Annotated in this window: 12 protein-coding genes and 3 tRNA genes; 14 read left to right on the top strand and 1 reads right to left on the bottom strand. The window is 62.6% G+C overall.

Annotation, left to right across the window (positions count from 1 at the left end; genetic code table 11):
- Nucleotides 1-141 precede the first annotated feature (141 nt).
- The 13 genes from aruF (at nucleotide 142) to DM872_RS19110 (ending at nucleotide 12622) form a co-directional block, all read left to right on the top strand.
- Nucleotides 142-1158, top strand: coding sequence for an arginine/ornithine succinyltransferase subunit alpha (aruF, locus tag DM872_RS19170; RefSeq protein WP_179060959.1), 1017 nt, complete (start codon nucleotides 142-144; stop codon nucleotides 1156-1158).
- 113 nt (nucleotides 1159-1271) lie between these two features.
- Nucleotides 1272-2294 (top strand): arginine N-succinyltransferase, encoded by a 1023-nt coding sequence (astA, locus tag DM872_RS19165; protein ID WP_077527397.1) that lies wholly within the window; start codon nucleotides 1272-1274, stop codon nucleotides 2292-2294.
- Nucleotides 2295-3758, top strand: coding sequence for a succinylglutamate-semialdehyde dehydrogenase (gene astD, locus DM872_RS19160; RefSeq protein ID WP_179060958.1), 1464 nt, complete (start codon nucleotides 2295-2297; stop codon nucleotides 3756-3758).
- Nucleotides 3755-5101, top strand: a complete 1347-nt coding sequence (gene astB / locus DM872_RS19155) for an N-succinylarginine dihydrolase (RefSeq protein ID WP_179060957.1) — start codon at nucleotides 3755-3757, stop codon at nucleotides 5099-5101. The genes astD and astB overlap by 4 nt, the downstream gene beginning before the upstream one ends.
- Before the next feature lie 10 nt (nucleotides 5102-5111).
- Complete coding sequence (locus DM872_RS19150) at nucleotides 5112-5402, top strand: topoisomerase II (protein ID WP_077527394.1); 291 nt, start codon at nucleotides 5112-5114, stop codon at nucleotides 5400-5402.
- A 9-nt stretch (nucleotides 5403-5411) separates the two neighbouring features.
- Nucleotides 5412-6410 carry a succinylglutamate desuccinylase gene (gene astE, locus DM872_RS19145; RefSeq protein WP_179060956.1) on the top strand — a complete coding sequence of 333 codons (999 nt, stop codon included), beginning with the start codon at nucleotides 5412-5414 and terminating at the stop codon, nucleotides 6408-6410.
- A 124-nt stretch (nucleotides 6411-6534) separates the two neighbouring features.
- On the top strand, nucleotides 6535-7539 hold the full coding sequence (gene ltaE / locus DM872_RS19140) for a low-specificity L-threonine aldolase (protein WP_179060955.1): 1005 nt from the start codon (nucleotides 6535-6537) through the stop codon (nucleotides 7537-7539).
- 264 nt (nucleotides 7540-7803) lie between these two features.
- Nucleotides 7804-10428: an alanine--tRNA ligase gene (alaS, locus tag DM872_RS19135; RefSeq protein WP_179060954.1), complete on the top strand. Its 2625-nt coding sequence runs from the start codon at nucleotides 7804-7806 to the stop codon at nucleotides 10426-10428.
- A 100-nt stretch (nucleotides 10429-10528) separates the two neighbouring features.
- Nucleotides 10529-11764, top strand: a complete 1236-nt coding sequence (locus DM872_RS19130; RefSeq protein ID WP_179060953.1) for an aspartate kinase — start codon at nucleotides 10529-10531, stop codon at nucleotides 11762-11764.
- Nucleotides 11765-11949: 185 nt separating this feature from the next.
- Entirely contained in the window at nucleotides 11950-12135 is a 186-nt protein-coding gene (gene csrA / locus DM872_RS19125; RefSeq protein ID WP_003283978.1) for a carbon storage regulator CsrA, read from the top strand.
- 62 nt (nucleotides 12136-12197) lie between these two features.
- A tRNA-Ser gene (locus DM872_RS19120) sits at nucleotides 12198-12288 on the top strand.
- Between the two features lie 108 nt (nucleotides 12289-12396).
- Nucleotides 12397-12473: transfer RNA gene (locus DM872_RS19115), tRNA-Arg, on the top strand.
- A 72-nt stretch (nucleotides 12474-12545) separates the two neighbouring features.
- A tRNA-Arg gene (locus DM872_RS19110) sits at nucleotides 12546-12622 on the top strand.
- A gap of 44 nt (nucleotides 12623-12666) precedes the next feature.
- Here DM872_RS19110 and DM872_RS19105 read toward each other — a convergent pair.
- A complete protein-coding gene (locus tag DM872_RS19105; protein ID WP_179060952.1) occupies nucleotides 12667-13170 on the bottom strand; it encodes a DUF4124 domain-containing protein in 504 nt (167 codons plus the stop codon).
- Nucleotides 13171-13486: 316 nt separating this feature from the next.
- On the opposite strand from DM872_RS19105, the gene mgtE reads away from it, so the two are divergent.
- Complete coding sequence (gene mgtE, locus DM872_RS19100) at nucleotides 13487-14929, top strand: magnesium transporter (RefSeq protein ID WP_077527388.1); 1443 nt, start codon at nucleotides 13487-13489, stop codon at nucleotides 14927-14929.
- Nucleotides 14930-15011 lie beyond the last annotated feature (82 nt).

The raw sequence follows: 15011 nt of genomic DNA, 5'->3' as shown, positions 1-15011 counted from the left end.
GACGCAGCGCACGGAAGCGCTGCGCTGCGATCCCAGGGATGGACAGATTCATGCGTGAGTGCGGGCCATTGGGGCCCGTCTTTTCTCCGGATGGAACCACTGGTTCGTTCGGAGTCTTCAACAAGAAAAGGAGTGACCCCCATGTTGGTGATGCGCCCCGCGCAAATGGCCGATCTCGCTGAAGTCCAGCGTCTGGCCGCGGACAGCCCCGTGGGTGTCACTTCGTTGCCGGATGACGCCGAGGTACTGGGCGAGAAGATTGCCGCGTCCGAGGCATCCTTCTCCGCCGAAGTGAGCTTCAACGGCGAAGAGAGCTATTTCTTCGTCCTCGAAGACAGCAAGACCGGTCGTCTCGCCGGCTGCTCGGCGATCGTCGCCTCGGCCGGTTTCTCCGAGCCGTTCTACAGCTTCCGCAACGAGACGTTCGTACATGCCTCTCGTTCGCTGTCGATCCACAACAAGATCCACGTCCTGTCGCTCTGCCACGACCTTACTGGAAACAGCCTGCTGACCAGTTTCTACGTCGAGCGCGACCTGGTGAACACCTCCATTGCCGAACTCAACTCCCGCGGCCGCCTACTGTTCATGGCGAGCAACCCGGAGCGCTTCGCCGATGCCGTGGTCGTGGAAATCGTCGGCTACAGCGACGAGCACGGCGAGTCGCCGTTCTGGGACGCGGTGGGGCGCAACTTCTTCGACCTCAACTACACCGAGGCCGAGCGCCTGTCCGGCCTGAAGAGCCGCACCTTCCTCGCCGAGCTGATGCCGCATTACCCGATCTATGTGCCGCTGCTGCCGGACGAAGCCCAGGAATCCATGGGCCAGGTGCACCCGCGCGCGCAGATCACCTTCGACATCCTGATGCGCGAAGGCTTCGAGACCGACAACTACATCGACATCTTCGATGGCGGTCCGACCCTCCATGCGCGCACCTCGAGCATCCGTTCCATCGCCCAGAGCCGCATGGTGCCGGTGAAGCTCGGCGAGCAGGGCAAGGGCGGACGGCAGTACCTGGTGTGCAACGGCCAATTGCAGGATTTCCGCGCGATCGTCGCCGATCTCGACTGGGTTCCGGGCAAGCCGGTGGTGTTGGGTGAAGAAGCCGCTGAAGCACTGGGTGTTGGTGAAGGCGCCAGCGTCCGCCTGATCGCGGTTTGAGTCTTTGATCCTCCTCCCGTCGGGAGGGGGTGGCCCCTGGTGGGCCGGATGAGGGCACTGCTCTCTCCCTCGCTTCCTTCCCGGACGGAAGGAGCGCAATTTCTGGAGGCACTATGATCGTTCGTCCCGTACGCAGCGCCGACTTACCGGCCCTGATCGACCTGGCGCGCAGCACTGGCGCAGGCCTGACCACGCTGCCGGCCAATGAGGAGCGCCTGTCGCATCGCGTCGGCTGGGCGGAGAAGGCATTCCGTGGAGAGGCCGAGCGTGCCGACGCGGACTACCTGTTCGTTCTCGAGGACGACGATGGCACCGTCATCGGCATTTCCGCCGTGGCAGGCGCCGTGGGTCTGCGCGAGCCCTGGTACAACTACCGCGTCGGGCTGACCGTCAGCGCCTCCCAGGAACTGCATATCCACCGTCAGATCCCCACCCTGTTCCTGGCCAACGACCTGACCGGCAATTCCGAGCTCTGCTCGCTGTTCCTCCATGCCGGCCATCGCAGCGGCCTGAATGGTCGCCTGCTGTCCAAGGCGCGTTTCCTGTTCATTGCCGAGTTCCCGGAGCTGTTCGGTGACAAGGTGATCGCCGAGATGCGCGGCATGTCCGACGAGCATGGCGTTTCCCCGTTCTGGGAAAGCCTGGGCCGGCACTTCTTCAAGATGGAGTTCTCCCGCGCCGACTACCTCACCGGCGTCGGCAACAAGGCCTTCATCGCCGAACTGATGCCCCGGTTCCCGCTGTACACCTGCTTCCTCTCCGAAGCGGCGCGCAACATCATCGGCCGCGTGCACACCGACACCGAGCCGGCGCTGGCCATGCTCAAGGGCGAGGGCTTCAGCTATCAGGGCTACGTCGACATCTTCGACGCCGGCCCGGCCATCGAATGCGAAACGTCGAAGATCCGTGCAGTGCGCGACAGCCAGAGCCTGGTGCTCGCTGTCGGTACGCCGGGCGATGACGCGACGCCTTTCCTGATCCATAACCGCAAGCGCGAAGACTGCCGCATCACCGCTGCGCCGGCCCGCCTGGCTTCCGGCACCCTCGTGGTGGACGCACTGACGGCCAAGCGCCTGAAGCTCTCTGCCGGTGCCTCGGTTCGCGCTGTTCCGCTGTCGGCCAAGGAGTCCGTATAAATGAGCACTCATTTCATTGCAGGTAGTTGGCAGGCAGGGCAGGGCGAAGCCTTCGATTCGTTGAACCCGGTGACTCAGTCGGTCGTCTGGTCCGGCCAAGGTGCCAGCGCCGTCCAGGTGGACGAAGCCGTGAAGGCCGCCCGTGCAGCGTTCCCGGCCTGGGCACGTCGCCCGCTGGAAGAGCGCATTTCCATTCTTGAGCAGTTCGCGGTGGCGCTGCGCAGCCATGCCGATGAACTGGCCCGCTGCATTGGCGAAGAAACCGGCAAGCCGCTGTGGGAGTCGGCCACCGAAGTGACCAGCATGGTCAACAAGGTCGCCATCTCGATCCAGAGCTACCGTGAGCGCACCGGCGAGAAAAGCGGCCCGCTGGCTGACGCCACTGCGGTGCTGCGCCACAAGCCCCACGGCGTGGTGGCGGTATTCGGCCCGTACAACTTCCCCGGCCATCTGCCCAATGGCCATATCGTCCCGGCCCTGCTGGCGGGTAACGCGGTGATCTTCAAGCCCAGCGAGCTGACCCCGAAAGTCGCCGAACTGACAGTGAAATGCTGGGTCGAGGCGGGCCTGCCGGCCGGCGTGCTCAACCTGGTACAGGGTGCCCGTGAAACCGGCATCGCCCTGGCTGGCAATGCGGGTATCGACGGTCTGTTCTTCACCGGCTCCAGCCGCACCGGCAATCTGCTCCACCAGCAGTTCGCCGGCCGCCCGGACAAGATCCTCGCCCTGGAAATGGGCGGCAACAACCCGTTGGTGGTGGATCAGGTCCAGGATGTGGACGCTGCCGTCTACACCATCATCCAGTCGGCCTTCATTTCCGCAGGCCAGCGCTGCACCTGTGCCCGCCGCCTGCTGGTGCCCGAAGGCGCCTGGGGCGATGCCCTGCTGGCGCGCCTGGTGAGCGTTGCCAGCACCATCAAGGTTGGCGCTTTCGACGCCCAGCCCGCGCCCTTCATGGGTTCGGTGGTTTCCCTGGATGCGGCGCGCCACTTGCTCAAGGCCCAGGATCATCTGATCGCGGGCGGTGCTTCGGTGCTGCTGGCCATGTCCCAGCCGCTGGAGAACGCGGCTCTGCTGACTCCGGGCATCCTCGACGTCACCGCCGTGGCGGATCGTCCGGATGAAGAGTTCTTCGGCCCGCTGCTGCAGGTGATCCGCTACAGCGATTTCGACGCGGCGATTGCCGAGGCCAATGCCACCCAGTACGGCCTGGCCGCCGGCCTGCTGTCCGATTCCGCCGAGCGCTACCAGCAGTTCCTCGTCGAGAGCCGTGCCGGCATCGTCAACTGGAACAAGCAACTGACCGGCGCCGCCAGCAGCGCGCCCTTCGGTGGCGTCGGCGCCTCCGGCAACCACCGCGCCAGCGCCTATTACGCCGCTGACTATTGCGCCTATCCGGTCGCCTCGCTGGAAAGCGAAACCCTTGCCCTGCCTGCAACCCTTACTCCAGGAGTCAGCCTGTGAACGCCTATGAAGTGAACTTCGACGGACTGGTCGGCCCGACCCACAACTACGGTGGTCTGTCCTACGGTAACGTCGCCTCGCAGAGCAACAGCCAGGCGGTTTCCAATCCGAAGGAAGCGGCACTGCAGGGCCTGGGCAAGATGAAGGCGCTGATGGAAATGGGCTTCAAGCAGGGCGTGTTCGCGCCGCAGGAGCGCCAGGACGTCGCTGCCCTGCGCAGCCTTGGCTTCGCCGGCACCGATGCGGAAGTCATCGCCAAGGCCGCCAAGGAAGCCATGCCGCTGCTGGCGGCCTGCAGTTCCGCCTCCAGCATGTGGACCGCCAACTCCTGCACCGTCAGTCCCAGCGCCGACACAGCGGATGGCCGCGTACACTTCACCGCCGCCAACCTGAACTGCAAGTTCCACCGTTCCATCGAGCATCCGACCACCAGTCGCGTGCTCGGCGCGATGTTCGCCAACGACAAGTTCTTCGCCCACCATGCGGCGCTGCCGGCGGTAGGCCAGTTCGGCGACGAAGGCGCGGCCAACCACACCCGGTTCTGCAAGGGCTACGGTGAGGCGGGCGTCGAATTCTTCGTCTTTGGCCGTAGCGCCTTTGACAGCCGTTTCCCGTCTCCGCAGCGTTACCCGGCGCGACAGACCCTGGAAGCCTGCCATGCGGTCGCTCGCCTGCATGGGCTGGGTGCGGAGGGTGTGGTCTACGCTCAACAGAACCCGGCGGTGATCGATCAGGGCGTGTTCCACAACGATGTGATTTCGGTGGGTAACGGCGAGGTGCTGTTCTACCACGAGGATGCCTTCCTCGAGACCGACAAGGTGCTGGCCGAGCTGGATACCAAGCTGGGCAAGCGTGGTGGTCGTTTCCAGGCGGTTCGCGTGCCGCGCAGCGCGGTGGGTGTGGAGGACGCGGTGCGTTCCTACCTGTTCAACAGCCAACTGCTCACCCGCGCCGATGGCAGCATGCTGCTGATCGTTCCGGAAGAATGCCGTGGCAATGCCAACGTCTGGAACTACCTGAATGAGCTGACCTCGGGGCAGGGGCCGATCCGCGAAGTGAAGGTCTTCGACCTCAAGCAGAGCATGCAGAACGGCGGTGGCCCGGCTTGCCTGCGCCTGCGCGTGGCACTCAAGGAAGACGAGCTGGCGGCGGTGAACCAGGGGGTGATCATGACCCCGGAACTCCACACCACCCTGGCCACCTGGGTCGAGAAGCACTATCGCGACCGCGTTAGCGAGTCCGACCTGGCTGATCCGCAATTGCTGGTGGAATGCCGGACGGCATTGGATGAACTGACGCAGATCCTTAAACTGGGCGCTGTTTATCCCTTCCAGCTCAACTGAGAAACCTGAAATGTCCGACGCCCTGCAACTCATCCTCGAAGATACCGACGGCACCCAGCTCGAAACCTCTTGCACCCGCTTCGCCGTCGTCTGGCAGGGCAAGGAAGTCTGGATCCAGCAGGCCGGCAATGGCCAGTTGCTGATCGGCGTGGACGTGGAGGAGGGCGACACCGAGTACGCCAACCTGCTGCTGCGCCCGCTGGCCACCAACCTGGTCAGCCTGCAGCTGGAAATGGAACCGGCCGACGCCGCTGGCGACGACGATGACCATGTACATGGTCCCGACTGCGATCACGATTGAGGTAACAGGATGCTAGCCCTCGGAAAACTGCTCGAACTGACCCTCGCCGGCCGCGAGCCGACCGAGAAGATCCAGCTGACATCCGGGGGCGTGCGTCTGCACTGGCTGGGGGAGGGGGCGCTGGACGTCACTCCGCCGGCCGCCGAAGACAGTGGGCTTGACCTGATCCTTTCGGCCGGGGTGCACGGTAACGAGACCGCCCCGATCGAACTGCTGGACCGCCTGGTCCAGGCCATCGCACGCGGCCAGTTGAAGCCGCGTACGCGCATTCTCTTCCTGCTGGGCAATCCCGAAGCCATTCGTCGCGGCGATCGCTTCGTCGAGCAGGACATCAACCGCCTGTTCAATGGTCGACATGCTGAATCCAGCGGTTTCGAAGCCATGCGCGCCGGGGAACTGGAGCGCTACGCCGCTGCCTTCTTCAGCAAGCCAGATCGCTCGCGCCTGCACTACGACCTGCATACCGCCATCCGTGGGTCGAAAATCGAACAGTTCGCCCTCTATCCCTATGTCGAAGGCCGTGAGCATTCGCGCAGGGAGCTGGCCCGCCTGCGTGACGCCGGTATCGACGCCGTGCTGCTGCAGAACAAGACCGGCATCACCTTCAGCTCCTACACCTACGCGCGGCTGGATGCGGAGGCCTTTACCCTGGAACTGGGCAAGGCGCGTCCGTTCGGCAGCAACGCGGAGGTCAACCTCGACCGACTCGAGGCGCGCCTGCATGCGCTGATCGAAGGATGCGAGCCGAAAGCCGACGGCGAAAGCCTGGATGGCCTGCAACTGTTCTCGGTATCGCGCGAGATCATCAAGCACAGCGAGTCCTTCCAACTGCACCTGGCGCCGGATATCGAGAACTTCAGCGAGCTGCCCGTAGGCTATCTGCTGGCCGAGGACATCGCCGGTACGCGCTGGGTGGTGGAAGAGCAGGGTGCGCGGATCATCTTCCCCAATCCAAAGGTGAAGAACGGCCTGCGGGCTGGAATCCTCATAGTGCCTGCCGACGTCTGAGAGCCTGGCCACGATCTGCTCACGAGACCGTGAACAGGTTCTACGTCTTTCTTTCCATCTGTACCTGTACCCGCACGGGGCCGGGATTTAGGATCGGGCCCTTCGCCCATCCAAGGAGCCCGGCATGAGCCTGATCGACCTGCGTAGCGACACCGTCACCCAACCCACAGCTGGTATGCGCGAGGCCATGCAGCGCGCCGAACTGGGCGACGATGTCTATGGCGAAGACCCAACCGTAAACCGCCTGGAAGCCAGCCTGGCCGAACGCCTGGGCTTCGAGGCCGCGCTTTTCGTGCCGACCGGCACCATGAGCAACCTGCTGGGCCTGATGGCCCATTGCGAGCGCGGTGATGAATACATCGTCGGCCAGCAGGCGCATACCTATAAATACGAAGGTGGCGGCGCCGCCGTGCTGGGCTCCATCCAGCCCCAGCCCATCGAGGGCGAGGCGGACGGCAGTCTGGATCTCGCCAAGGTCGAGGCCGCCATCAAGCAGGATGACTTCCACTTCGCTCGCACCCGTTTGCTGGCGCTGGAAAACACCATGCAAGGCAAGGTGCTGCCGCTGGACTACCTGGCCGCCGCCCGTGAACTGACCCGGCGTCGCGGCCTGGGCCTGCATCTCGACGGCGCCCGCTTGTACAACGCGGCGGTGAAGCTGGGTGTGGACGCCCGAGAGATCACGCAGCACTTCGATTCGGTGTCCGTGTGCCTGTCCAAGGGGCTTGGCGCTCCGGTGGGCTCGGTGCTCTGTGGCAGCGCGGCACTGATCGCCAAGGCCCGGCGTCTGCGCAAGATGGTGGGTGGCGGCATGCGCCAGGCCGGCCTGCTGGCTGCGGCGGGACTCTACGCGCTGGATCACCAGGTAGAACGCCTGGCGGAAGATCACGCCAACGCCGAGCGCCTGGGGGCGGGCCTGCGAGAGCTGGGCTACAGCATCGAGCCGGTACAGACGAACATGGTTTATGTGCAGATCGGCGACCAGGCTCGCGAGCTGGGCGGTTTCCTGGCGGGGCGCGGTATTCGCGTCAGCCCTGCCGCGCGCTTGCGCCTGGTAACCCACCTGGACGTGCAAGCCGCTGATATTCCCTCTGTGATCGAGGCTTTTGCCGCCTTCCGACAAGCCTGATCGGATGGCGGGCATAAATAGCCGCCATCTATCGCACAAAGAGACTATCCCGCTGGCGCAGGGCCGATATAATGCGGCCCTTTGCCGGTGATTCGTATGCCTGTCGCCAGACGGCTGCGAGTTTCGCGCGCAACGTGGGAAACAGGCGTTAAATGCCGGGATATTCTTGAGAACCTGCTGCTTTTTCGCCGATTTCCGCTTGCCGCCCTTCGCCGATAACGATTAGCACCCGCCGTCGTGGCCGCAGTTTCCGTGGAAGAACCTATGAAAAGCGCAGAAATCCGTGAAGCCTTCCTGAGCTTCTTCGAAGAGAAGGGGCATACCCGTGTCGCTTCCAGCTCCCTGATTCCGGGCAACGACCCGACCCTGCTGTTCACCAACGCGGGGATGAACCAGTTCAAGGACTGCTTCCTTGGCCTGGAAAAGCGCGCCTACACCCGTGCCACCACCAGCCAGAAATGCGTCCGTGCCGGCGGCAAGCACAACGACCTGGAAAACGTCGGCTACACCGCGCGCCACCACACCTTCTTCGAAATGCTGGGCAACTTCAGCTTCGGCGACTATTTCAAGCGCGATGCCATCCATTACGCGTGGGAATTCCTCACTGGCGACAACTGGCTGAAGCTGCCGAAGGACAAGCTCTGGGTCACCGTCTACGCCACTGACGACGAGGCCTACGAAATCTGGACCAAGGAAGTTGGCGTGCCGGAAGAGCGCATGGTGCGCATCGGCGACAACAAGGGCGCCCCGTACGCCTCCGACAACTTCTGGGCGATGGGCGACACCGGTCCTTGCGGCCCGTGCACCGAGATCTTCTTCGACCACGGCCCGGAAATCTGGGGTGGCCCGCCCGGCTCTCCGGAAGAAGACGGCGACCGCTACATCGAGATCTGGAACAACGTGTTCATGCAGTTCAACCGCACTGCGGACGGCGTGATGCACGCGCTGCCGGCGCCGAGCGTGGACACCGGCATGGGCCTGGAGCGCATCAGCGCCGTGCTGCAGCACGTCCACTCGAACTACGAGATCGACCTGTTCCAGAGCCTGCTGAAGGCTTCCGCTGACGCCATCGGCTGCGCCAATGACGACGCGCCGTCGCTGAAAGTCGTGGCCGACCACATTCGTTCCTGCTCCTTCCTCATTGCCGACGGCGTACTGCCTTCCAACGAAGGCCGTGGCTACGTGCTGCGCCGCATCATTCGTCGCGCCTGCCGTCACGGGAACAAGCTGGGTGCCAAGGGCGCCTTCTTCCACAAGATCGTCGCGGCCCTCGCCGGCGAAATGGGCGAAGCCTTCCCCGAGCTCAAGCAGCAGCAAGCGCACATCGAGCGCGTGTTGAAGACTGAAGAAGAGCAGTTCGCCAAGACCCTGGAACAGGGTCTGCGCATCCTCGAACAGGACCTGTCCGGCCTTTCCGGCACCGTGATCCCGGGCGATGTGGTGTTCAAGCTGTACGACACCTATGGCTTCCCGATGGACCTGACGGGCGACATCGCTCGTGAGCGCGGCCTGACCCTCGACGAGGAAGGCTTCGAGCGCGAGATGGACAAGCAGCGCGAAATGTCCCGCGCCTCCAGCGCCTTCGGCATGGATTACAACGCCCTGGTCAAGGTCGACGCCGACACTGATTTCACCGGCTACGTCTGCACTCACGGCGATGCCAATGTCGTCGCCTTGTTCAAGGACGGCCAAGCCGTCGAGCAACTCGCAGAAGGCGAGGAGGGCGTACTGGTCCTGGATCGCACGCCGTTCTATGCCGAGTCCGGCGGTCAGGTGGGTGATTGCGGCTTCATCGCTGCAACCGGCCTGCGCTTCGATGTGCGCGATACCACCAAGGCCGGTGGCGCCTTCCTCCACCATGGTGTGGTCGATCACGGCGTCCTTCGCGTTGGCAGCGCTGTCACCGCTCAGGTGGATGCCACCGTTCGTCAGGCAACCGCCCTCAACCACTCCGCCACCCACCTGCTGCACGCTGCGCTGCGCCAGGTGCTGGGTGACCATGTCCAGCAGAAAGGCTCCCTGGTCGACAGTCAGCGCCTGCGCTTCGACTTCAGCCATTTCGAGGCCATCAAGCCCGAGCAACTGAAAGCCCTGGAAGACATCGTCAACGCCGAAATCCGCAAGAACAGCGAAGTCGAGACCGAAGAGACCGACATCGACACCGCCAAGGCCAAAGGTGCCATGGCCCTGTTCGGTGAGAAGTACGGCGACCAGGTGCGCGTTCTGACCATGGGCGGCGATTTCTCTGTCGAACTCTGCGGTGGTACCCACGTATCCCGTACCGGCGACATTGGCCTGTTCAAGATCACCAGCGAAGGCGGTGTCGCGGCTGGCGTGCGTCGTATCGAAGCCGTGAGCGGCGCTGCTGCCCTGGCCTACCTGAACGGTGCCGAAGAACAAATCAAGGAAGCCGCGGGCCTGGTCAAAGGCAGCCGCGACAACCTGCTGGATAAACTGTCCGCGCTGCTGGAGCGCAACCGCCAGCTGGAGAAAGAGCTGGAGCAGCTCAAGGCCAAGGCGGCCAGTGCTGCCGGCGACGACCTGGCTTCTTCCGCCATCGATATCAAAGGCGTGAAGGTGCTGGCTGCGCGACTGGACGGACTGGACGGCGACGCGCTCCTGGCGCTGGTCGACCAACTCAAGAACAAGCTCGGCCGCGCGGTGATCCTGCTCGGCGGTGCGCTGGAGGGCAAGGTGACACTGGTCGCCGGTGTCACCCAGGACCTGACCGGCCAACTCAAAGCCGGTGATCTGATGAAGCAGGCCGCGGCAGCGGTTGGCGGCAAGGGCGGCGGTCGCCCTGACATGGCGCGTGGCGGCGGTACCGACGCTGCGGCCCTGGAACAGGCTCTGGCCCTGGCTGCACCGTTCGTCGAACAGGGCCTCTAAGGCCCGCCACCAACGGTCCGCCCCACGCCCGGCGGGCCTTGGCAGTGTTCTGCGTTGATTGTTTAATGGGCGCCCTTCACGGGATTAGGCGGCTTTTGAAATGGCTTTGATCGTACAGAAGTTTGGGGGGACCTCGGTCGGCACTGTCGAGCGCATCGAGCAGGTGGCCGAGAAGGTGAAAAAGTTCCGCGAAGGCGGCGATGACATCGTGGTCGTGGTTTCCGCCATGAGCGGCGAAACCAACCGCCTGATCGATCTGGCCAAACAGATCAGCGAGCAGCCGGTACCGCGCGAACTGGACGTAATGGTCTCCACTGGTGAGCAGGTGACCATCGCCCTGCTGGCCATGGCTCTGATCAAGCGCGGTGTGCCGGCGGTTTCCTACACCGGCAACCAGGTGCGCATCCTCACCGACAGCGCCCACAACAAGGCGCGCATCCTGCAGATCGACGACCAGAAGATCCGTGGCGACCTCAAGGCTGGCCGCGTTGTCGTGGTTGCCGGCTTCCAGGGTGTGGATGAGCACGGCAACATCACCACCCTCGGTCGTGGCGGTTCCGACACCACCGGCGTAGCCCTGGCAGCGGCCCTGAAGGCCGACGAGTGCCAGATCTACACCGATGTAGATGGTGTCTACACCACCGACCCGCGCGTGGTGCCCCAGGCTCAGCGCCTGGACAAGATCACCTTCGAAGAGATGCTGGAAATGGCCAGCCTCGGCTCCAAGGTGCTGCAGATCCGTTCGGTGGAGTTCGCCGGCAAATACAATGTCCCGCTGCGCGTGCTGCACAGCTTCCAGGAGGGTCCGGGTACCCTCATTACCCTTGATGAAGAGGAATCCATGGAACAGCCGATCATCTCCGGCATCGCCTTCAATCGCGACGAAGCCAAGCTGACCATCCGTGGCGTGCCGGACATCCCCGGCGTGGCCTTCAAGATCCTGGGCCCGATCAGTGCCGCCAACATCGAAGTCGACATGATCGTGCAGAACGTGGCGCACGATAACACCACCGATTTCACCTTCACCGTGCACCGCAATGACTACCAGAATGCCCAGCGCGTGCTGGAGCAGACCGCTAGCGAACTCGGCGCCCGTGAAGTGATCGGCGACACCAAGATCGCCAAGGTCTCCATCGTGGGTGTCGGCATGCGCTCCCATGCTGGTGTGGCCAGCCGTATGTTCGAAGCCCTGGCCAAGGAGACCATCAACATCCAGATGATCTCCACTTCGGAAATCAAGGTGTCCGTGGTCATCGAAGAGAAATACCTCGAACTGGCGGTGCGCGCGCTGCACACTGCGTTCGAGCTGGACGCCCCGACCCGACAGGGCGAGTAAGGCAAATTTCAAAAGGCGCGGCTCACCCCGCGCCTTTTGTCGTTTTTGGCTGCTACGGTGGAACTTTCCTTTTGCCGGGGCTGGTCAATACTTGGGTGTAAGCTCCAGCGGCAGTTCGTTCTGGGGCCGTAACCATTTCTTTTTTGCAGACTGTTGTCCCGAAACGAATCCGTAAGGAGAAAGGAATGCTGATTCTGACTCGCCGGGTCGGAGAGACCCTGATGGTGGGTGACGATGTCACTGTGACCGTGCTTGGGGTGAAAGGTAACCAGGTGCGCATTGGTGTCAATGCTCCCAAAGAGGTTGCCGTGCACCGTGAGGAAATTTACCAGCGCATACAGAAAGAGAAAGACCAAGAACCAAGCCACTAATTTTTCTGCAATTTTTGGCTTTGCAAACGGGGAAAACATGGTTATCATGCGCCCCGTGTTGCGGAGAGGTGGCCGAGTGGCCGAAGGCGCTCCCCTGCTAAGGGAGTACACCTCAAAAGGGTGTCGGGGGTTCGAATCCCCCCTTCTCCGCCATTATTTAGTGTTGTAGGGGTGGTTAGGTGCTAGATCGATAAGTTATTGAAACTTATCAAAAAAGCAGTTGACCGAAGCAAAAAAATCCCTATAATGCGCGCCCACAACGCACTCATAGCTCAGCTGGATAGAGTACCCGGCTACGAACCGGGCGGTCGGAGGTTCGAATCCTCCTGAGTGCGCCATCTTCCAAGATCCGCGGCGTTGCCAGGGTCCTGAAGAAACCAGCGGTGATCTGGTCTAAAAACACCAACTGCGCACTCATAGCTCAGCTGGATAGAGTACCCGGCTACGAACCGGGCGGTCGGAGGTTCGAATCCTCCTGAGTGCGCCATACCGAAAGGGCCTGCAGAAATGCAGGCCCTTTTCTTTTGCGCGTTATTTCCCCTCTTTCACGCAGCCGTTCGTGTCGAATGCCACCTGGTAGCTGACGCCTTTCTTCGGCTTGTAGTGGTAGCGCAACTTGCCATTGCTTCCGCTGATACGGTCTGGCTTGCCTAGGGCGCTTTCCACATCCGTGCGGGTCATGCCGCTGCGAATCTGTTTGCGAATGATCGCCTTGCGCCTTTCCTGCGCTGAAATCATGTCGCCGCACACCTCCTCTCGCTCACCGACCACTACTATTTCCTGAAAGCGTTCAGGGCTTTCCCATTTCTGAATCGGAAAATGCGAGTCGCTCCCTTCGTTCAGTATCGGGTCGCTGCTCAAGAGATTCGGCGTTCGCGTGCGATGTCGTTCGACCTGACTGTCTGTTGGGCAGCCATGCTGGTTGAAGCTGACGTTGCCCTCGGCGTCGCTGCAGCGGAAGACCGATGCCGCTTCCAGTGGGGGCTGCGACCAGCAGGGTAGGGCGGTAAGGATGAATATCGAGAGTCGTTTCATGGTGCCGTCTCCTTGGCATGGGCTCTCGAGGGTATCCGCTGAATCTCCACGCGCGGGCGTGTCCTACAGATGGGTGCCGTCGTCGCAGGAGGGTGACGGCAATCCCAGCTTTGCGATGCAAGCGATTGTTCTTTCCATGATTTTGTAACGCGTGAGTCTAAAGGCGGTGTTATCATTGCGCGGTCAGCCCCGCCGGGGCATTCGGACAACCATCATGGACTTACCCAGTAGTTACTCAGAATCCCGATTGCACAATCGCGAAATGACTTTCTGACCCCTTCTGGCGTGCTCTGCCACTGGGGGTGGAGCGCGCTATATGACTGAAGTAGAAGCCAAAAAGCCGCAAGAGAGCCTGCAGGACCGCCTGGCCCAGGTAATCGAACTGCTGCATCGCCACAAGCTGGTGGAAGACCTGACGCATCGTCAGGAAGGCCAGCATCGCGACCTCGTTGAAAATCTCGTCCATCGCCAGAACCTCGCGGAACTGCAGCGCAAGCTGGACGAGTTGCACCCTGCCGACATCGCCCACATCCTCGAAGCCCTGCCGCTCCAGGACCGTCTGACGGTCTGGCAGTTGGTCAAGGCCGAGCGCGACGGCGACATCCTCCTTGAAGTGTCCGATGCGGTCCGCGAAACGCTGATCGCGGACATGGACAATCACGAGCTGCTCGCGGCCGCCAAGGAGATGGACGCCGACGAACTGGCCGACCTCGCGCCCGAATTGCCGCGGGATGTGATCCATGAGCTGATGGAGTCCCTCGATGCGCAGCAGCGTGAGCGTGTTCGCTCCGTGCTGTCCTATGAGGAAGACCAGGTCGGCGCGCTGATGGACTTCGAGATGGTCACCATCCGCGATGATGTCGCCCTCGAAGTGGTGTTGCGCTACCTGCGCCGTCTCAAGGAATTGCCCGGCCACACCGACAAGCTCTTCGTGGTGGATTACGACGGCGTCCTCCAGGGCGTGTTGCCCATCAAGCGTCTGCTGGTCAATGACCCGGACAAGGAAGTGGCCGAAGTGATGGCCACCGACCCGGTGAGCTTCCATCCGGATGAGGACGCCTACGATGCTGCCCAGGCGTTCGAGCGTTACGACCTGGTATCGGCGCCGGTGGTGGACAAGAACGGCAAGCTGATCGGCCGTCTGACCATCGACGAAATGGTCGACCTGATCCGTGAGGAGAGCGAGACCGAAGTGCTCAACATGGCCGGTCTGCGTGAAGAAGAAGACATCTTCGCCTCGGTGTGGAAGTCGGTCGGCAACCGCTGGGCCTGGCTGGCGGTCAATCTGGTCACCGCCTTCATCGCGTCCCGCGTGATCGGGTTGTTCGAAGGTTCCATCGAGAAGCTGGTAGCGCTCGCGGCGCTCATGCCGATCGTTGCCGGTATCGGCGGCAACTCGGGAAACCAGACCATCACCATGATCGTCCGCGCCATGGCCCTGGACCAGATGGGCCCCGGCAACACGTCGCGCCTGCTGCGCAAGGAATTGGGCGTTGCGCTGATCAATGGCCTGATCTGGGGTGGGGTCATCGGTGCCGTCGCCTACTACCTCTATGGCAACTGGTCGCTGGGCGTGGTGATGACCGGGGCGATGACGCTCAACCTGCTGTTGGCAGCGCTGATGGGCGTACTTATCCCGATGACGCTGACGCGCATGGGGCGCGACCCGGCGATGGGGTCGAGCGTGATGATCACAGCCATGACCGACAGCGGTGGCTTCTTCATCTTCCTGGGGCTGGCCACGCTCTTCCTGCTCTGACAATCGAACCAATAAAGAAGCCGCCTCAACAGGGCGGCTTCTTCGTTTTTGCGATCATCCCAGACGCAGTTCCGGAATCGCG

The organism is Pseudomonas taiwanensis (assembly GCF_013393345.1).
Classification (GTDB): Bacteria; Pseudomonadota; Gammaproteobacteria; order Pseudomonadales; family Pseudomonadaceae; genus Metapseudomonas; species Metapseudomonas resinovorans_C.
This window is presented reverse-complemented; position numbering and strand designations above follow the sequence as displayed.